This is a genomic window from Paenibacillus aquistagni, from assembly GCF_900177815.1.
Taxonomy (GTDB): Bacteria; Bacillota; Bacilli; order Paenibacillales; family Paenibacillaceae; genus Paenibacillus_B; species Paenibacillus_B aquistagni.
Genome location: NZ_FXAZ01000002.1, coordinates 397,133 through 417,153, shown reverse-complemented (window position 1 = coordinate 417,153; position 20,021 = coordinate 397,133). Strand labels below are relative to the sequence as shown.

Below are 20,021 nucleotides of genomic sequence, written 5' to 3'. Positions count from 1 at the left end.
TGGTTGATCCTGTTGCGTGCTGTAACGACAGCAGATTAAACCAAGTTCTCATTAGCATCCTATAACGCGGATAAGACGGTATCATATACTACCATGAGATGGATCGATAAAGATCGCTTCCTCATGGATTCAACGATACGGCTGCAAAGGGGTAATCTCACAACCGTTACGGAAGAAGCTTGCAGCTGATGCTTCTCTCTCTGGGCAGAACGAATTGTAAATCATGTCTTTGGTCAGGGCTTTCAGTTATAAAAAAGATGTTGGAAGCAATATTACACAGGAAGGCGCTTGTTGTCAACAGGCGAACATCCTCATGTCCTATTTGTCCATTGTTCAACCTGTATGTAGAATGATGTGAAAAATTAATTAAAACAAAGTCAACCCTAGGCAATGACGACAACGATGGCTATAATGAAATGTACTAATTGTGGAGGTGTTTGTGATGAGAGTCAGCTCAATGAATATGAGAACGAAGGATATAAAGCAGGGAAGAGGGCGTTCATCGAGTTGACGGCTCATTGCTAATATAACGAGTATGATCTCAACCGATGCGGCGCATCCCGTGAAGGGTGGATAACAGAAAGTGAAGCAATTGCGCGCATCGCAAGTCTATATCATCATGATGTTTGTCACGGCATTGGCGAACAGCACTATGTTTACGACCTATGCCATTTATTATGTAACCGAGCTTGGGCTAACCCCCTTTCAGCTAGTGCTGATTGGAACTGTGCTTGAGCTTGCTGTGCTTGTATTTGAAGGCATTACAGGTGTTGTTGCCGATACGTACAGCCGAAGAATGTCGGTCATCATCGGCATGCTGGTGATGGGGATCGGGTTTGTGCTAGAGGGCAGTGTCATTTGGATTGTCGAGTGGAGCACGCTGCTTCCCGTGTTCATATGGATGCTTATTGCCCAATTGTTTTTTGGCATCGGTGCCACCTTTGTCAGCGGGGCGGAAACCGCTTGGATCGTGGATGAGATCGGCGAGGACAAGGTGGGCACGCTGTTCATGCGCTCGCAGCGCCTTGCTTTATTCGCAGCTTTGATCGGAATCGGGCTCAGTGTTGGTTTCTCTACGCTTGCCCCTAATCTACCGTACATCATTGGCGGCATGTTCTACGTAGGTTTAGGCATCTTTCTTCTTGTTTATATGAAAGAGACAAACTTTGCTCCACAGCAGAAGGAAGCGCATGTTTCACCTTTGCAAGCAATGGCCGATACGTGGATGTCTGGCATTAAGGTTGTCCGGCGACAGCCGCTCTTAATCATGCTGATTGTGGTTACGATATTCATTGGCGCTGCTTCAGAAGGCTACGACCGATTAAGAGAGACCTTTTTGATCAATGAGATTGGCTTTCCGCAGCACATTCCTTTCTCGATGGCGGTCTGGTTCGGTATCCTATCGGCAGTGTCTACGATCCTAGGCTTAGTCGCCGTAAGAGTGATGGAACAAAAGCTCGATATGAGCGATAAGCGCGCTGTAACCGCAGCGATGCTGCTGCTATTTGCTGCCCGGATTGGTGCTTTGATATCCATTGCGCTCTCCACCAGCTTTGTATGGGCGATGATAGGGCTGCTATTGATCAGCGTGATCGGAATACTGAGTCATCCGGTGTACAACACATGGCTCAACATGAATATGGAGAGCAAGACCCGGGCAACGGTGCTGTCGATGGTTAGTCAGGCAGATGCCTTTGGGCAAACGGCAGGCGGGCCGGTGATCGGCTGGGTAGGCAGCCGCTTCTCGCTGCGTGCTTCCTTTATTCTGGCGGGGGTGTTTATCATGCCAGTGCTGGTGGTTCTAAGGCGATTTATTAGTTCGAATCCTCGAGAATAAAACAGAACATAATTTAGTCTTTTACTAGAAAGAAAGATATGATCATGATGATATTCCAAAGAGGCATTCTCCGTAATGGGAGGATGCTTTTTGTTATGCTCCTAACTTGATTGGATATTCTTTGATATTGACTGTGAATGATGCTTGAGAGAAAGCAGTGGAATATATATGAATAAATGAATATATGAAGGATAATAGTTGTAATTTGTCGAAATGAATAGGGCTAAGTTACGATCTCTTATGACCATAAACAGAGACCAATGGAGGGGAATTATAGTATGGACGGATCATCCATTATGGAATTCAAGAGACTTTTATCAAATTTAATGAGAGCAAGATTCCCTTTCTTATACATAACGACTTGGGAAGAAACACGTGCAATATCAGTGATAAGTGACACTGCTAATGATGAAGAGCTTATTAAAACGGTACGAAAGGTGTTTACCTGGAGCGTTACGCGCGGCTTGGAGGAGAATGGACGCATTATAAGCGAGGATTCCAATGAAGCGCTTAAATGTCTGGAGTTTATTGAAAGCTATGAGGAGCCTGCCGTCTTTATCTTAAAAGATTTCCATGTGTTTTTTGGAAGTGACAGCAGACATGAAGACTACCAAGTGATTCGAAAAATACGCGACATGCTTCCTGCTTTAAAGCAAAGCGTCAACCCTAAAAATGTAATTTTTGTGAGCCCTACCTTTATACTTCCTAACGATCTTCAAAAAGATGTAACGATTGTCGATTTCGATCTACCCTCCTTTGCAGAAATCAAAGGCATGTTGAAAGAAATGATCGAGGCAAATCGAGTGAATGGCAGAATCGTAATGGATCTAACGCCAGATGATGAAGAACGTCTAGCAAAAGCGGCTCTAGGCCTCACGCTGTGTGAAGCAGAGAATGCTTTTGCCAGAGCGATGGTAGTAGACGGCCGCTTAGATATTAAGGATGTAGATGTTATTTTAGAGGAGAAGCGTCAGACGATTAAAAAATCAGAGATTCTCGAATTTATCAAAACGGATATCAAAATTGAAGATGTCGGGGGCTTGGAGAATCTGAAGCGCTGGCTGCATAAGCGGAATAAATCTTGGATGGATTCTGCTGCCCAATACGGTCTGCCTGCTCCAAAAGGCATATTGATTACGGGTGTTCCTGGCTGTGGTAAGAGTTTGGTTGCAAAGGCGATAAGCGCAATGTGGCAGCTTCCTCTCTTGCGGTTGGATATAGGCAAGATATTTGGCATGTATGTTGGCACCAGTGAAGAAAATATGCGTAAGGCAATTCAAACAGTAGAAGCAATTTCGCCTTCCATTCTCTGGATTGATGAGATCGAGAAAGGATTTAGCGGGATTGCCGATGGGGGAGACAATGGAACTTCTAGCCGAATATTCGGCACCTTTCTGACGTGGATGCAGGAGAAGACAAAGCCAGTGTTTGTCATTGCAACAGCAAATAATATCCACGCCCTTCCGGCAGAAATGATGCGAAAAGGCAGATTTGATGAAATCTTTTTTGTGGATCTGCCAACAAAGAAGGAACGTAAGGAAATTTTCAACCTTCACATACGAAAGCGTCTTAAAGAACCTAAAGTGATAGGTGATTTTCAATTGACGGAAGAAATCCTGCATTTGCTGGCTGATCGAACAGAGGGCTATGTTGGAGCTGAAGTGGAGCAGATTGTTATCGCAGCCCTGTTTGAAGCTTTTTCTGAAGATCGAAGTATTCAATTAAATGACTTTCATAAAGCCATTCGTAATACAGTTCCATTATCAATCACGCAGGCAGAGCAGATCCAGCGTATCCGGGAGTGGGCCAATGTCCGGGCTGTTGCTGCTACCCCTAAAGAAGATCGAATGGAATACATTCAAGAATCGGTTGCCCCGGAACCTCCTAACCCAGGGGATAGTGAGATTGGTTCATCACGTGGTGGCAGGTCCGTAGATTTTTAATCTATTTTGGAATATAAGAAGGTGAGTTCATATGTCGAAGAAGCAGCTGCGAGTTCAGATCTTTCCGGATGGACAGATTAAGGCTGAAGTCTTGGGTATAAAGGGAAAAGGCTGTACGGATTACATTGCCATTCTAGAACAGCTCCTTGACGCCGAGACGATCGAATCAGAATACACGTCCGAATATTATGAAACAGAAAAGAATCGTATCCAACAACAAGATTCGCAGACGATCAAGAACAGATAAAAGGAGGTTAACGGGAATGTCAGTCTCTCTTGCACTCGTCCCTGTAGCTTTAACGATGCGTTTGGTTATGGGAAAAGAGAACTACGAGAAGTGGGTGGAGTCCTCGACGTTGAGAATTCCTACCAATTTTCAAACCGAGCGTGAGATTGCAAGAACTGTCCGCACGGCCGGTTATGATGCAGAGATGTACGCTGGTTTTTTAAAGACCCACCTTAATGGAGAGGATTTATATTGCTTCTGGGAGCTCATTGATGGAAAGTGGTCAGCTGCCTTTAGCATCCATGACTCTAGAGAGGACATTGAAAGATTTATAGAAGCAGTGAATCATTCAGCAGGTAAGCATGTGATTGGAGACGGGATTGAAAGAGAGTACGAAACGGACTCTACCTCTCATCCTGAGCAGTTGATAAGACCAACGGTTTTTCCAACCAATTTTCGGGACGGAGAGCTGCTGTTTAAGACTTTAAAGGAATTTGGGGTCAACCCTGTTCGTAAAGGCTCGACTATTGTTTGCAAAGTAGAGAACTCGACGTTAACTTTTCATGGAAGTGATGGAAGTCCTTATTATGTAGAGATTAAAAATGCTCCCGATATGAAAAAAATGTATGAATATTTATCGGAAGTCGATGAGGATTACAAGCGTTGTTTACAATCCATCGTCTATGAAAAGCTGAAAAAACGCGTGGCGGAGAAAAAGATGGCGGTGGAAAGTGAAAAAGTGCTCGAAGATAACTCGATTGTTCTAACGATTAATATTCGGAGCTGAGTGTAGTGAGTAGAATTGATTTTGAATACATCTCGAAGATTTGCACGAAATATGCCGCTCCTCATTTTTATGTGGATGAACTGATTCCTGCTTCCAAATTAGCTAATGCTAGACAAAAATATCCGATTCCAGAGCATGAACGTGTTATAGCCTTGATTGATGCGACCATGTTTAGAAGCTGTAAAAGTGGACTTGCCATTTGCGAGTTTGGTGTTATATGGAGAGATATTTTTTCAGGTTCGGAACGTACTTACTTGGACTGGGAGGAGTTTGCCCAAGCAGATATTCAAAAGCTGGGAGAATACGAAATCGAGTTTGCCCCCGGTGTAAAGTTCAATGCATCAGGCTCAAAAATAGATGTCGTCATAGAATTGTTGGAGGAGCTTCAAGAATACGTCTATGGTGTGCTACACGGAGATTATAGTAATGTTGTAGATTTCGAAGAGGAACAAGAAGACGATAAACTTGCTCCACCGCCTTTGCCGGACATCGAGTGGATGATTGCAGTAGCTGGAAAGCAGTACGGGCCATATGATCTTGGCTTGCTGCGAAGCATGGTGGAGTCGAAGCAACTCCTCCCTGAGCATACCCTGGTATGGAGGAGGGGCATGGACGAGTGGATGTGGTTCAAGGAACAGCCTGAAATGGCGGCCTTGGTAAACGGCGCTGCGGCTTCAGAATCTGTGCCACCTGCCTCGACAGGGTCATCTACCGATAACGATTCATTGGAGCAGCTTCTGTATAATGATAGCAAAATGGAGGATGCCGATCAGATCGATATCAATTCTGCCTCCTATGAGCAATTGCTTGAGCTGCCTTTCATTCATGCAGAGCGAGCAGCGTTCATTGTTAAGGAACGAGCGGCAATAGGCGGTTATCGATCCCCCGAACAGCTAGGAGAACAATTGGGATTAAAGCCTCATCAGGTGCTGCGTTTGGGGGAGCAAACATTGTTCCTGCCTCTCCAAAGTGTGCAGGGGGCTGTGAGAGTCATTGATTTTTAACATGGAGGATTACAAGTAATGGAATCAAACTCTAGGGAAACAAAAGCGAGTTGGCTTGAATCCTGGTGGATACTGCTTCCTTTCACCGCAATATTTAATTGGGCCGCTTTTATTTATATTGGTGCAAGAGCCAGAAATACTCGCTGGATCTTGTGGGGAGCCGTATACTTTTTGCCCTATGCCCTTCATGAAATGACGGGATTTTTCTTCGGCAGCATAGTGATTGGCGTCATTTGCTCCATTATCCATGCGTTCAGTGTCCGTAAAGAATTTTTGGCTCGGATCGAAGGACAGCGAGAAAAGAAGGAAATGCTGGAGTCAGATCCTGAACAATACTATAAGATGGCTTTAGGTAGAATGGTCGATCATTCAGCAGCGAATGACCAGGACATTCCCTCGCTTGAAGAGATGAATGTGGATTCATTGATGGTCATAGAGGAGGATGAAGAGTTGTCGGTTATAGACACTCTACCTCAAGAGAGTCAGGCAACAAGTGAGATCCTAGACATTAATACAGCATTGGAAGAAGAAATAGCCGCACTGCCAGGCGTTGGACTCATATTGGCTAAAAAGGCTGTCCAAGTGCGAAGTCGCAAAGGCAGCTATCATTCAATAGACGAATTTCTTGATGTTCTGCAGTTGAAGCCTCGTTTTGCTGATCGTGTTCGCCCACTAATCATGGTACAAGCACAAGCTTCTCCACCTCCAACACCTCGAGGTAGGGTGGTAGATTACTAATGGCACTGCGTATTCATCGCTTCCTGCCAGTGACGAGTGTGGAGGGCCCAGGGGTGAGAGCTTGTCTGCAGGTACAGGGATGTCCCATTCATTGTCCAGGATGCGCAGTTCCCTTTACTTGGGCAGAGGACGGCGGCTACTTGATGGAAGTAGAGGAACTTGCTGAACAAATCATCTGTGGACCTAAGGTAGAGGGCATTACTTTTTTAGGTGGAGAACCCTTTATGCAGGCATCAGAACTGGCGAGACTTGGGCGGCTACTAAAAAAAGAATCACTTTCAGTGATGACCTTTACAGGCTTCCGCCTGGAAGAGCTTAAACAAGCAGGACGAGCGGATTATGACGAGTTGATAGAGGTTACAGACCTATTGATCGATGGTCCATTTATAATCGAACACTTGGATACGAGTCGTCCTTGGGTAGGATCATATAATCAGCGATATCATTTTTTGTCTGATCGCTATCTTCATCTTAAAGAGGAGATCATGGATATTCCTAATCGACTTGAAGTGCGCTTAACACCAGATGGCCGTGTCATGGTAAATGGACTGGCAGAGATACAGGATCTAGAAGGGTTGTTTAATAAATTGTTATAACAAAGTGAGACACTCAAGCAAAATTGAGTGTCTTTTTTGTAGAGTACATCTATGCACAAGCTCCGTATGAAGTGAGTCTTGACCAAATCAAAAGGCAGCAAAAAAGCTGCAGTGTGTTGTCTGCAGCTAAAGAATGTGACGAAGCCTTATGCCTTTCGGGGTCTTTAACGATTGGTACAATTCCGATATTGTACTTTATCCTGCGAGCTCAAGCTTCTCACGAATGCGCACAGGAACCTTATCCAGCTCAACAACATCATATCTGCCTATGAGATGATTGCCGTTGCGATCTTTTGCTCCTTTTACCAGGACCAGCAATACAGCATTGGTCTTTAGGCTCTTAGGTGTGCTGAATGAGATAGGACGAGCATTTCCTGCTGCATCATACGCAACAAGATAGTAGTGATATCGAGAGTCCTTAGTACCTTTTCGTTCCTGTGCTAGCAATTGCTGACCAGGCTCGGTAACACGGACATACATTTTCTTAGTACCCCAATCCTTCTTCATGTTTAATAAATCAATATCGGGGGTCACGACGACATAAACCAATACAAATGCCATAAAGAGTATAGCAATGCCAGAGGCTAACGATTTTGTCATAGCTCCACCTTTAATTTTCAATAATGTTATGTTAATACCATTATACGTGTTCAGGTGGAGAATTCCCCATAGTTTAAGGTGACACAAAGCTTACGATTTTGTAAGGTTTTGTTAACCGTGTTCAGCCTGTTAAAAGCGTAGCTCTTGTTGGTGCTGCTGCATAGGCATTAATAATGTAGAAAAAGCGATATTTCCCCTTCAGTTGAAGCATGTTTGTCTCTCGTGATCGCAATAGCCCATAAATTAGAACATGCTCATCCCTACGCCAATACCATAGGGAATAAGCCATAGAATCCATACGATAAAGCTAAAGCGGTGGAAGCTGCTCAGTGCGCTGGACGAGCCTTTCCACTTGACTGCTGCCGCCCAGAGAGCATGGATAAGCATCAGAATGAGCGCGGCAGCCCCTGTTATCGCATGGATCGCATTGTTGCCTCCGCTTGCTGCGATGGAGCTCATGAGGCTGGTGCCTGTCGTATCGCATACCAGTCCTATAAGAAAGAACATGAGGTGCTTGTTTTGCAAGGTGCCAGATCGTTTTTCTCCCCATACGCCGATGGTGTAAAAAACAAGCGCTAAGTTTATAGATACAATTGCTGCTGCTAGCATGTTGATCACTCCTTGTAGATATACTTGAATGGATGCCATAACTTTGTGATAGATGTATCATAGTCCTGATTTGTGAATGGAATATGAACAAGCAAATGGAGCTGAAGCGGCAGAAGTGAAGAGTGAGCTGTTCAATGCGGGATGCTTTTTATTCCGTGAATTATTTATGATAAACTGTTTAATAGTTAGATGAACTTATGTGATGGATACGGGTAGAGACTAGAGAGGAGTGAGCGAGGCTTGTCATTTGTAAGCATTATCGATGAATATAAACGGTACCAGATGGGGGAAACGACCATCGTCGCGAATGATGGAATCAATCTTGAGATTGAAAAAGGGGAGTTTGCGATTATTGTTGGACCAAGTGGAGCGGGGAAGTCAACGGTATTAAACATTCTTGGCGGGATGGACAGCGCCGATGAAGGCAAAGTGATGGTTGATGGCGTGGATATTGCCAGCTTTACAAACAAGGAACTGATTGGCTATCGACGCAATGATGTCGGATTTGTGTTCCAGTTCTATAATCTTGTCCCTAATCTTACAGCAAAGGAAAATGTAGAGCTGGCTTCGCAGATCTCGCCACATGCTCTTGATGCTGAGCAGGTGCTCCGCGATGTTGGGCTTGGGGAGCGATTGAACAACTTCCCTGCACAGCTGTCAGGCGGGGAGCAGCAGCGGGTGGCCATTGCAAGAGCGCTGGCCAAGCGGCCGAAGCTGCTCTTATGCGATGAGCCCACAGGGGCGCTTGATTACAACACAGGCAAGCAGGTCCTTAAGCTCTTGCAGGATACGTGCCGCAAGACAGGGACGACAGTCATTGTCATTACACATAATTCTGCGATTGCGCCGATGGCAGATCGGGTCATTGAGATTAATAATGCCAAGGTTCGTAAAATGGTGATTAATCCAAATCCGATCTCCGTAGAAGAGATCGAATGGTAAGGAGATATAGCCTTGAAGAAGAGAGCATTATGGCAAGATATTTTCCGGGAAATATGGCGAACAAAGGCTAGATTTCTGTCGATCTTCTCCATCACTATGCTTGGGGTAGGTTTTTTTGCCGGAATTAAGGCGACAGGCCCCGATATGCTGGATACCGCAGCCCATTATTATCGGGATCAGCAGCTTATGGACGTGAAGGTCATGTCCACCTACGGCTTGAATAAGAAGGATATGGAGATCCTGCATGCCATGCCTGAGGTATCTAAGATTCAGCCAGGTTACAGCGCAGATGCCTTTTTAGGCGATACGGGAGTAATCGCGAAGGTATTGTCGTACGGTTCAGAGGATCTCTTGAATCAATACGTCGTCGTGGAAGGAAGATTGCCCGAGGCATCTGGGGAGATGGTGGTCGATGCCAGTGAGCGGGGACAGCGGTTTAAGGTTGGAGATACAATTGCCTTAACGAATCCAGACCCCGATGCGAAGCTGGGGGATACCTTTCGCACCTTGGAATACAAGATTGTAGGCAAGGTCAAAAGCCCGCAGTTTATAAGCAGCATGGGCCGCGGAACAAGCCGCATCGGCAAGGGGACAGCGGATGTCTTCGCTGTTATTCCAGATCAAGATTTTAAGTTATCGGTATATACGGAAGCGTATCTCACCTTTAAGGACACGGCTTCCCTCACGCCATATACCGCTCTATATGATGAGCGTGTAGAGAAGCATATGGAAGCCATTGAGCAGGCCTTCGCACCGCGTCCTGAGGAACGGCTGGAGGAAGTGAAGGCTGAAGGGCAGCAGAAGCTTGACGATGCAAAAGTTAAGGTTGCGGAAGGCAAGCAGCAGCTTCAAGAAGCCGGTGACAAGCTGAAGGATGCGAAAGCCCAGCTTGATGAAGGCGAGCAAAGCTATCAAGATGGTATGAATCAGCTTGAGTCAGAGCTTGCGAAGGGGCAGGCACAGCTCAATCAAGCGAAGCGTGAGCTCGATCAAGGCAAGGCCCAATTGACAGCGAATCGCACGAAGCTCACAGAAGGACAAGCTCAGCTGGAAAAGGGAGAGCAGCAGCTCGCTACGCAGAAGCAGCAGCTAGAACCGAAGCTTGCAGCCGGCAAGCAGCTGGCTCAATCTCTGATTCAGGTAGCTGCGCTTCCGCCGGATGCGATTCCTGAAGAGCAGCGCCAATCGCTTATTAGCGGAGCTGAGGCTGCAGACTCGAAGCTTGGGCAGGTTGTTGCTGGCTACATGGCAGGGAGCGTAGATGGCGATACGCTCAAGCAGGCTGCTGATCAATTCGAGCAGGGGCTCAAGCAGGCGGCTTCTAAGCTGCATGCCGCCGAGCAGGAATTGAATAAGCAGAAGCAGGAGTTGAATGCCGGCTTGTCCCAGCTGAAGGCCGCAGAGCAGAAGCTTGCTTCTGGTGAAGCGGAATGGAAGCAAGGGACGAAGGATCTGGCTGCAGCCAAGCAAGAAGGCGAAGCGAAGCTGGCTGAAGCAAAGGCTGATCTAGACAAGGGCAGAGCCGATTATGAAGACGGCTTGAAGACCTATGAAGAAGAGAAGGCGAAGGCCGAACGTGACATTGCTGACGGAGAACGTGAGATTGCGGATGGTCAGAAGGAGCTTGATAAGCTGGAGCTGCCTAAGGTCTTCGTCTTCGATCGCAGCGTCAATCCCGGATACACCGAATACAGCGATAATGCGGATCGACTTGCATCCATCGCGACAGCATTTCCTGTCTTCTTCTTCCTGATCGCGGCACTTGTAAGCTTGACGACTATGACGCGCATGGTTGAAGAGCAGCGTCTGCAGATCGGTACGATGAAGGCGCTTGGGTATAGCAACCGTGATATTATGAAGAAGTTTTTCGTCTATGCAAGTCTTGCAAGTGTATCCGCGGCGGCGGCAGGTCTTGCGATTGGTTATACTTTCTTCCCGCGTATTATCTATGATGCATATGGCACCCTTTATAATTTGCCAGCGGTGCGCACCAACTTCTATATGAGCTATAGTCTGATCTCATTAGGTGTGGCCGTGTTATGTACGACCTTGACCGCCATGGTGGCAACTCGTGTCGAACTGAAGAGCAACGCATCGGTTCTGATGCGGCCAAGAGCACCGAAGAGCGGCTCTCGCATAATGCTTGAGCGAATCGGCTTCATCTGGAATCAGCTCAGCTTCACGGGCAAGGTGACAGCGCGCAATCTGTTCCGATACAAGCAGCGGATGTTTATGACGGTATGCGGCGTAGCAGGCTGTACTGCACTTATATTGACGGGATTCGGTCTCAAGGATTCCATTGGCGATATTGCACCGCTTCAATATGGGAAAATTATGAAGTATCAAGCGGCAGTTGTATTCCAAGACGACAGCAGCAAGCAAGTGGTTGATGAATACAATGAGCTGATTGCAGGCACTCCTGAGGTGACGGCGAGTCTAAATGTGGCCCAAGAAGCAATGACCGCTGTGGAGAAGGGTGTTAACAATCAAGACGTGCACTTATTCGTTCCAGAATCAGACCAGAATTTATCCGAATTCGTTGTAATCAAAGGAAGGAAACAAACGGAGCCCGTCAAGCTCCCTGACGAAGGGGTCGTGGTTACGGAGAAGCTCGCGAAGCTGTTTGATTTGGAGAAAGGCAGCACACTCACCTTGCAGAATAATAACGGAGAGAGCTTTGAATTAACCGTGGCGGGCATGACGGAAAACTACGCGATGCACTATGTGTACATGAAGCCGGATTATTATAAGCAGGTGTTCGGAGCGGAAGCTAAGCTGAATACGCAGCTGCTGAACTTTGAACAGGTGGATCAAGCATGGGAGGACCAATTCGGCGAACAGCTGCATGCGAATAAGCGTGTCGCGATGGTCAGCTTCACGAGCGGTGTAAGCGATGCGTTCAATGATACGATGGACAGCATGAATGTGGTCGTCGTGGTGCTGATCATTTCTGCAGCAGCGCTTGCGTTCGTTGTTCTCTACAATCTAACGAACATCAATGTCTCAGAGCGAATTCGCGAGCTATCAACGATCAAGGTGCTTGGCTTCTACGATAAAGAAGTCACGATGTATATTTACCGTGAGAATATGATTCTTACCGTGCTTGGCATCTTTGTGGGAAGTTTTCTCGGCATCGTTCTCCATCGCTTTGTTCTCGATACGGCAGAATTGGATGCGATGATGTTCAGTCCTACCATTCATGGAAGCAGCTATGTCTATGCAGGGCTGCTGACGCTGCTGTTCTCTGGCGTTGTGATGGCCTCCATGCACCTGAAGCTGAAGAAGATTGACATGATTGAGGCATTAAAATCAGTTGAATAGCAAGGATTGCATATCTCAGGAAGTGGCTGCCTTGAAGGGCAGCCACTTTTTATAAGAATGAACGTTGTTTGTGGAGGCGATAATCATGAGCTGCACGCATTCCCAGCCCCAGCAGACAGTATCGCGAGCTTGTTGCACGATTACAGCGATAGTAGCGACAAGCTGTTAATTTGCTTCGGCTTCCTCTCTCAGTATCTGACGATATTCCTCCTCTAGCGTTCTCAGGTAAGTGGGTATATCCTCCTTCATCCCTTGGAATTCCTTGAATCGGTCTCTTAAAAAAGCATAGAATTTGGTCTCCGGATCGTAGGAGGTAAAGGCAGGCATAGGAGCTTGCTCCATATATAGGCTGGAAAAATGAAAGCTGCGGTCATCCATAATCTTGTCAGCGCCAAACTGATCATACAGAGCAGGCAGCTCCAGAACGGTTCCTGAGGTATTGCGATGAAGGATCGTTTGCATCTCTTCTGATACAAGATACTTCAGCACGATGAAGGCTTCTTCCTTGTATGGGCTGTGAGGACTGATGGTATAGGAAAAAGGATTGGCAAACGAGCCGACATTGCGCTTATCCGGCCAGGAAGGCATGCTTACCACATCAAAGTCCAGTCCCTCTACCTTGCTGTAGGATTCAAAGGCATTAGCGCTTGTCATAAACATGGTGATCTGTTGATTGCTGAAGGAGGCCTTTGATTCCTCAGGGTAATTGCCTGGGATGGCAATGATCTTTTTCATCAGCTCATAGTATTGTGTAAAGGCGGGATTGTTAGCAAAATTCACGTTTCCGTCCGGACCGACCCCTTGCGCTGACAGCTGCATCAATGGCACGGTCAACTGAAAGGAATTGAAGACAAGTCCGCGATATGCGATGCCATCTCGCTCTCCGGTTACTTGCTTGGCCAACTCGATAATCTCATCCCAAGTCATGCCGTCATGGGGGTACTCGACGCCGAACTTATCGAAGATGGCTTTGTTGTAGAAGACGCCATTCATGATCTCCTCAATTGGGAGTCCAAGCAAGCGCTGCTCGCCATCCGGATCGCGGGCACGCAGGAAGTCGATAGCACCGCTTCGAATCTTGCTTAGATCAAGCTCGTGAGAAGCAATCATATCATCGAGCGGATACAGCATATCGACCTTCTTCAAGACAGCGAAGCCGCGATGGGCGAGCAGAATGTCAGGCACAATGCCTTGGGCGAACGTCTCCTGCAGCTCTTTTTCGTCCACTACTTGGGAAATGAGCTCCATCGTTACATGGGGGAACTTGGCTTCTACGTGATTCTTGACTCTGGATGCGAAGCTCTCTTCATCCCAGGGAGCCATGAAGGTCAAGGTGACGGGATGATCAATCGTGTCTTTCGGGGGATCAGATGGTTTTGATTCGGAAGCGTTTTCAATTTTGCTCTCCTTAGTTGTCTGAGCTGGCATAGATGAAGATTCTGAGCTGGGTGCAGTGCTTGAGCACGCTGTGGCAAACATCAGCATGACCATCAGCAGGAACATACGCCAACTGCGGGATGTTGTTCCTGCTGCCGTTCCGGCAAGGAATTGGCGGCTCTTATTCATCTTAGCCTTTTTCATCGTCTCGTTTTCTGCCTCCTTATAGATAAATTCCGGATATAAGCCAATCAAGGATGGTGGCGATCCTTCGGAATCAGTATATGAACGGTCGAAGAACAATTCAATGTTATCGCTAAAATTGTTAGTCTCAGTTGTAAATGTAGCAGTGTACCTTTAAATATGTCAGTCGGCCTGAAAAAGTGAAGGTAGTATCTTCTGATGCTTCTCTTACAATGAGATCTAGACTGCTTCATCTATACGGCTTGAACCACAGGATAACCATTCAAGATATAACTGATGTCAGGGAGGGACGCAAATGAGCCAAATGTTGAATAAGGAAGAAATGCGAGGACAAGAAGAGCGAATGAAGTGGTGGACTGATGCTAAGTTCGGAATGTTTATTCACTGGGGATTATATGCCATTCCAGGAAAGGGAGAGTGGCATATGTATGGGGCAAAGATTCCGGTCAAGGAGTATGAGCGGCTTGCGGATGAATTTGAGCCTCAAGCCTTTGATGCAAAGACGTGGGTTGCCATTGCGAAGCGGGCAGGGATGAAATACATCGTGATTACTGCGAAGCATCATGATGGATTTGCCATGTATGATTCGAAGACAGAGCCGTTCAATATGGTACAAGCGACGCCTTATCGCCGTGATCCGCTGCAAGAGCTTGCGCAGGTGTGCAGAGAAGAAGACATCAAGCTCTGCTTCTATTATTCGCATGTGATCGACTGGCATCATCCCCATTCGGTCCATAATGCAGCTAACAATACGTGGGATTACAACATGGGGGAGAAGCACTTTCCAACATACTGGAATGAACTGGTGAAGCCGCAGATTCAAGAGCTGCTAACGAAGTATGGCGACATTGGACTGATCTGGTTCGATACGGCAGGCGGCTTGTCATACGAGGATAGCATCGACATGATGAACCATGTACGGCGCCTGCAGCCGAACTGTCTCATGAATAGTCGTGTCAGCCATTACAAAGGGCTAGGAGATTATCAGTCCAAAGGGGACAATGAGACGCCCATGTACGGAGAAGACACAAGGCCATGGGAAACGCCTATGACCTTGAATGAGACTTGGGGCTTTAGTCCGCGCGATCAGCGTTGGAAGACGACGGGCTCGCTGATTCGCAAGCTGGTGAATATTGTGAGCAAGGGAGGCAATCTGCTCCTTAACGTAGGCCCGTCTCCTCAAGGCATCATTCCGGAGGAGTCGGTACAGCGGCTGGAGCAGATTGGCGACTGGCTTCGTCGCAATGCGGATGCCATCTACGGAGCAACCGCTTCTCCTTTTCCATACGAGATGGACTGGGGAGCGATTACGATGAAGGAGAACCAGCTCTTTTTGCATATCGATAATGAGCGCTGGCCGAAGTCGGCACTTCGGATTAATGGCATCCTAAGCAAGGTGAAGCGTGCTTATTGGCTTGCAGATAGGAAGCAGCAGCCCTTGTCCTGTCAGCAATCATGCGCTGACAGCCAGGATGAACAGCATACAGGAGCTGGGCTCCAAATAAGGCTGCCTAAGGCTCCATTCGACCAGACCGTTACGGTCGTGGTACTGGAGATGGAGGGACGCGTAGAGGTCGATCCACAAATTATGGTGCTGCCTTCTGGGGTGTTAACCGTTGATATTAAGACGGGAGAGATAACAGAGAATGATTGGAATGATTCGAATGATTCAGGTAATTCGAGCGAACAGAAGCCGGAAGCAAACCGTTCGAAGCTAAGTCCGGCTGTCTCGCGCACGGCGGCGTGGAGCATTATGATTCCGGAGCAAGGGACTTATGAGGTACAGATTACAAGCTTTAAGCGTCATGATGCTGATTTTCAAGAAGCATTTGGAGAAGGCGTGCAGCTGAGGCTGGCGGATCAAGTGCTGCGTTCGATCCCTGCAGAGGATAGCGAAATTAGCGATTCTCCAGCTTGCCAGCACCCTTATTCCGAGATGATATCAATCCTAGGGGAGATTCATATTCACACGCCAGGTGTTTACCCCATGGACCTAATGTCTACCTTGATTAAAGGACGCAATCCGACATTCACAGAGATATGGCAGGCTGACAAGGTTAAGCTTCGATCGGTGAGGCTGGTTAAGAAACCGGATTAGATAAGGTATAAAGCGTCGTTTCTCGTACGGATTGTTACGCATTGAGCTTATGATGAAGAAAAAATGATGAAGAAAAGCGATGAAGAAAACTGATAAAGAAAAACGATGATGCAGAAAAAGGATGGCTTACGTTCAGACGAACGTAAGCCATCCTTTGTGACTTATACGAAGCCGAAGCTTATTTCAATTTCCACAAAGCTGCTACAAATGGAGGCTCCCAGCCAGCAAGGGAAGTGTGAGGCTGTAAGCATTCATACTCAACACCATTGTATACTACTACTGTACCAGCAGTGTAAGCAACGCCTGCTGCCCATGCTTGCGCAGCGGAAGGAGCAGCCGTTGTAGCGCTGATCGCATTGCTTGCAGCGGATACATTGCCAGCAGCATCGATTGCTTTCACGGTGAACGTGTAAGCTGTGCTTGCGCTAAGACCTGTTACAATGTACTCCAAAGTTGTACCAGACACTGTAGCGACAAGTGTAGAACCCTTGAAGATTTGGTAGCCTGTTACACCAACATTATCTGTAGAAGCGCTCCACATCAGGTTCACGCTGGAGGATGTAGGTGTTCCCATAACGTGCAGGCCTGTTGGTGCTGTAGGCGCTTGGTTGTCCACCACAACTGGAGCTGTTGTTACGGATACAGCGTTGCTTGCCGGAGATACGTTGCCAGCAGCGTCAACCGCTTTAACAGTGAACGTATAGGCAGTGTTGGAAGTCAAGCCTGTAACCGTATAGCTTGTACCTGTTACAGTAGCAACCAATGTGCTGCCGTTGTAAACGTTATAACCTGTTACGCCAACATTGTCTGTAGCTGCGTTCCAAGACAAAGCTACGCTTGTTGAAGCAGGAGTTCCAGCTTGCAAGCCAGTTGGAGCAGTAGGAGCTTGCGTGTCTCCAGGCGTGCTGCCGCCAAAGTTTACGTCAATAACGTTGTAGAAGGCATTTGGTGTGTCAGCAACTTCCCATACCGCAAGGATAACATGGTATCCTGTACGACCGGAAGGAACGTTACAAGTATCGGAATAGTTCTTCGGAGGCTGGGTGCCATCGTAAGCAACAGAGCAGAATGGAGTCAGGTCAAAGGAGTTGCGGGACAATGGCTCATTTGGATTCCAGTTCGGCTTAGTCAGGTAATATTTCCAGCTTGCAGTTGCATGGTTTGCGGTTAATGTCCAGTTGAACGTAACTTGTCCAGGCTGAATATTAACTTTAGACCAGCGAGTAGCGGACTGCTCGTCCAATTTAGGGAAGGCGCCGCCTGCACTAGCGATCTTGCCATCCGCAGGACCAGCTTGAGGGAAGCCTTTTGGCGCTTCCAAGCTTTGCGGCTCGTATACGATAGCTCCACAATCCGTATTTGCACCTGTCTTACACAAGTAAGCACGGCTTGCAGGACCATCAACATAGCCGTGTGCAAGCGCTTTATCAGCAAACAATACCATACAAATGATCGCGACTGCAGCAGCACCAAATGTAATCAGTGCCTTATTCAGCAGCGTATTATTGTTTAAACGCAAAGTATTCATATCATCTTCCTCCTCGTAGGGTTTGATTGTCAACCAATACTGAAAACCATGTGTCACTACAATTTGTCGAACAGCTGAGCGGTACATGAAGTTATCTGGTTGTCCAATATTTCGTTTGTGTTGATTCCTCCTTTGCAGTATTGAGATAGAGAATTAATGCGATTTAACCTTCGGAGATAGAAAATTAATGCGCTTCCATCTTGAAGATCATTATATAAACTCATGATGAGTCCATATACAACGTCAAACGGAATAGAGAAATGTTCATCTGAGAGGTGGATTCTGAAGTTGAATGTAAACGCGTTCAAGATGAAAAATACTTACAGCGTCACAAGTTGCACATAAAAAACACGAAAAAATGAGCTGATGGACGAAAATTAGGTGGTATTATCTCGTTGTTCCAATCTAAGCGGATTGTGTAATGAAGTTATCGGAGTTATAAATATGGAAGTATAGCTTTATATTAAGTCATGCCCCCCGACTATTGTCAAGAAAAAAATATTAGGGTGTGATAATTGTCATAGTATTACATGGCATTAATACTTTCTTGTTAAAATGTGTAAAAAATTAAAGCCCTTGCCGCAAAAAGACGACAAGGGCTTATGTCATGCGCGAATGGTCCTATACGAGCAGCCACAGCGCAGGTACATTGGCAGGCTCCCACCCAGCAAGAGAGGTGTGGGCTTGACGGCACTCATACGTGTTGCCGTTATAGGTGACTTTTGTACCAGCAGCATAGGATACATTCGGTGCCCAAGCTTGAATGGCTGGCGGAGCAGCAGTTGTTGCATTAACGCTGTTGCTGTCTGCGGATACATTGCCAGCGGCATCAATGGCTTTGACCGTGAATGTGTAAGAGGTGCTAGGCGTAAGCCCGGTTACGTTGTACTCAAGAGTGCTGCCAGATACTGTCGCGACAAGGGTGCTGCCGCGATAAACGCGATATCCCGTAACGCCGACATTATCTGTCGAAGCGCTCCACATGAGATTCACGCTCGTAGACGTTGGCGTGCCCATTACATGAAGCCCAGTCGGCGCTGTCGGCGCCTCGGTGTCAACGACAGGAGCCGATGTCGTTACAGACAAGGTATTGCTGTTGGAAGAAGTGTTGCCAGCGGCATCATGCGCCTTAACCGTAAAGCTGTATGCAGTATTAGCGGTTAAACCTGTGACCGTATAATTAAGCGTTGATGCTGGAACAGTAGCGACTTGCGTGCTGCCGTTGTAGATCTTATAACCGGCTACACCTACATTGTCGGTTGCAGCATTCCAAGCAAGAGAGACCGTTGTGGAAGTGACTGCTGTGCTGGTGAGATTCGTAGGAGCTGTTGGCGGATCTGTGTCGACAGGATTGCTGCCGCTGAAGTTCACATCGATAACGTTGTAGAAGGCGTTGGCAGTATCAGCAATCTCCCAAACGGCAAGAATCACATGATAGCCGGAGCGTGCAGGAACATTACAGTTGTCAGAATAGGAGAATGGAGGACGCTTCCCGTTATAATCAACGGAGCAGAAAGGTGTAAGATCGAAGGAGTCGCGTGTCAGCGCTGCGTTTGGATTCCAGTTCGGCTTCGTTATATAGTATTTCCAGCTTGTTGTGGCATGAGCGGCAGTCAGCGTCCAATGGAATGTGATAGGACCGCTAGAAATGTTTACTTTGGACCAGCGAGTAGCGGATTGCTCATCAAGCTTAGGGAATGCGCCGCCCGCACTAGCGATCTTGCCATCCGCAGGACCCGCTTGTGGAAAGCCTTTGGGAGCTTCTAAGCTTTGAGGCTCGTAGATGATCGCTCCGCAATCAGAATTCGCACCTGTCTTGCACAAGTAAGCACGGCTTGCTGGAGAATCAATATAACCATGGGCAAGCGCCTTGTCAGCAAACAAGAACATACAGAACAAAGCAGCGAGCAGCATACCGCTGCCATACAGCAGCTTCGTTAGCCAAGGGTGTTGCAAACGCAGTTCATACATAATCACAGCCTCCTTTGATTTGGGGAATCTTTGTTCCCAGATTCAACTACGACCAGCAGAGTTCCAAAAGTTTGGCCAGCTCCTTTCCCTGCGAGAGATGGACAGCAATTGCTTACTGTCTGAGCAACACAACAATACCCTACGCTCCTTTCTATAGCATATTTATATAAACTCCAATAGAGCTTATATACCATTGAGAATAACTAGAGCTAGTGGATAAATAGGGCATGCGCAGGCGAT

Annotated in this window: 15 protein-coding genes; 10 read left to right on the top strand and 5 right to left on the bottom strand. The window is 47.0% G+C overall.

Features of this window, described 5'->3' with window-relative positions; all coding sequences use genetic code 11:
* The first annotated feature begins 583 nt into the window (after positions 1 to 583).
* The 7 genes from B9Y93_RS10620 to B9Y93_RS10590 all read left to right on the top strand — a co-directional run bounded on the left by B9Y93_RS10620 (position 584) and on the right by B9Y93_RS10590 (position 7,131).
* On the top strand, positions 584 to 1,837 hold the full coding sequence (locus B9Y93_RS10620) for an MFS transporter (protein ID WP_244903366.1): 1,254 nt from the start codon (positions 584 to 586) through the stop codon (positions 1,835 to 1,837).
* Positions 1,838 to 2,115: 278 nt separating this feature from the next.
* Positions 2,116 to 3,780, top strand: coding sequence for an AAA family ATPase (locus B9Y93_RS10615; protein ID WP_085494377.1), 1,665 nt, complete (start codon positions 2,116 to 2,118; stop codon positions 3,778 to 3,780).
* 31 nt (positions 3,781 to 3,811) lie between these two features.
* Positions 3,812 to 4,027, top strand: coding sequence for a DUF2997 domain-containing protein (locus B9Y93_RS10610; protein WP_085494376.1), 216 nt, complete (start codon positions 3,812 to 3,814; stop codon positions 4,025 to 4,027).
* Positions 4,028 to 4,043: 16 nt separating this feature from the next.
* A complete protein-coding gene (locus B9Y93_RS10605; RefSeq protein WP_085494375.1) occupies positions 4,044 to 4,793 on the top strand; it encodes a hypothetical protein in 750 nt (249 codons plus the stop codon).
* A gap of 5 nt (positions 4,794 to 4,798) precedes the next feature.
* Positions 4,799 to 5,797, top strand: a complete 999-nt coding sequence (locus B9Y93_RS10600; RefSeq protein WP_085494374.1) for a helix-hairpin-helix domain-containing protein — start codon at positions 4,799 to 4,801, stop codon at positions 5,795 to 5,797.
* A gap of 18 nt (positions 5,798 to 5,815) precedes the next feature.
* Positions 5,816 to 6,535 carry a helix-hairpin-helix domain-containing protein gene (locus B9Y93_RS10595; protein ID WP_085494373.1) on the top strand — a complete coding sequence of 240 codons (720 nt, stop codon included), beginning with the start codon at positions 5,816 to 5,818 and terminating at the stop codon, positions 6,533 to 6,535.
* Complete coding sequence (locus tag B9Y93_RS10590) at positions 6,535 to 7,131, top strand: 4Fe-4S single cluster domain-containing protein (RefSeq protein WP_085494372.1); 597 nt, start codon at positions 6,535 to 6,537, stop codon at positions 7,129 to 7,131. The genes B9Y93_RS10595 and B9Y93_RS10590 overlap by 1 nt, the downstream gene beginning before the upstream one ends.
* 195 nt (positions 7,132 to 7,326) lie before the next feature.
* On the opposite strand, the gene B9Y93_RS10585 is transcribed toward B9Y93_RS10590, so the two are convergent.
* Both B9Y93_RS10585 and B9Y93_RS10580 read right to left on the bottom strand, forming a co-directional pair.
* Positions 7,327 to 7,731 (bottom strand): DUF1093 domain-containing protein, encoded by a 405-nt coding sequence (locus tag B9Y93_RS10585; RefSeq protein WP_085494371.1) that lies wholly within the window; start codon positions 7,729 to 7,731, stop codon positions 7,327 to 7,329.
* Between the two features lie 243 nt (positions 7,732 to 7,974).
* Positions 7,975 to 8,340, bottom strand: a complete 366-nt coding sequence (locus B9Y93_RS10580; RefSeq protein ID WP_085494370.1) for an HsmA family protein — start codon at positions 8,338 to 8,340, stop codon at positions 7,975 to 7,977.
* A 240-nt stretch (positions 8,341 to 8,580) separates the two neighbouring features.
* Here B9Y93_RS10580 and B9Y93_RS10575 point away from each other — a divergent pair, with 240 nt between their 5' ends.
* A complete protein-coding gene (locus B9Y93_RS10575; protein ID WP_085494369.1) occupies positions 8,581 to 9,282 on the top strand; it encodes an ABC transporter ATP-binding protein in 702 nt (233 codons plus the stop codon).
* A 12-nt stretch (positions 9,283 to 9,294) separates the two neighbouring features.
* The gene (locus tag B9Y93_RS10570) at positions 9,295 to 12,603 is read left to right on the top strand and encodes an FtsX-like permease family protein (protein ID WP_244903365.1); all 3,309 of its coding nucleotides are present in this window, start codon (positions 9,295 to 9,297) and stop codon (positions 12,601 to 12,603) included.
* A 165-nt stretch (positions 12,604 to 12,768) separates the two neighbouring features.
* On the opposite strand, the gene B9Y93_RS10565 is transcribed toward B9Y93_RS10570, so the two are convergent.
* Positions 12,769 to 14,184 (bottom strand): ABC transporter substrate-binding protein, encoded by a 1,416-nt coding sequence (locus tag B9Y93_RS10565; protein ID WP_139829162.1) that lies wholly within the window; start codon positions 14,182 to 14,184, stop codon positions 12,769 to 12,771.
* 295 nt (positions 14,185 to 14,479) lie between these two features.
* Between B9Y93_RS10565 and B9Y93_RS10560 the strand changes: the two genes are divergently transcribed.
* A complete protein-coding gene (locus B9Y93_RS10560) occupies positions 14,480 to 16,282 on the top strand; it encodes an alpha-L-fucosidase (protein ID WP_085494367.1) in 1,803 nt (600 codons plus the stop codon).
* Between the two features lie 178 nt (positions 16,283 to 16,460).
* Here the strand turns inward: B9Y93_RS10560 and B9Y93_RS10555 are convergent, their stop codons facing one another.
* A complete protein-coding gene (locus tag B9Y93_RS10555; protein ID WP_085494366.1) occupies positions 16,461 to 17,810 on the bottom strand; it encodes a lytic polysaccharide monooxygenase in 1,350 nt (449 codons plus the stop codon).
* Between the two features lie 621 nt (positions 17,811 to 18,431).
* A complete protein-coding gene (locus B9Y93_RS10550; RefSeq protein ID WP_085494365.1) occupies positions 18,432 to 19,781 on the bottom strand; it encodes a lytic polysaccharide monooxygenase in 1,350 nt (449 codons plus the stop codon).
* Positions 19,782 to 20,021 lie beyond the last annotated feature (240 nt).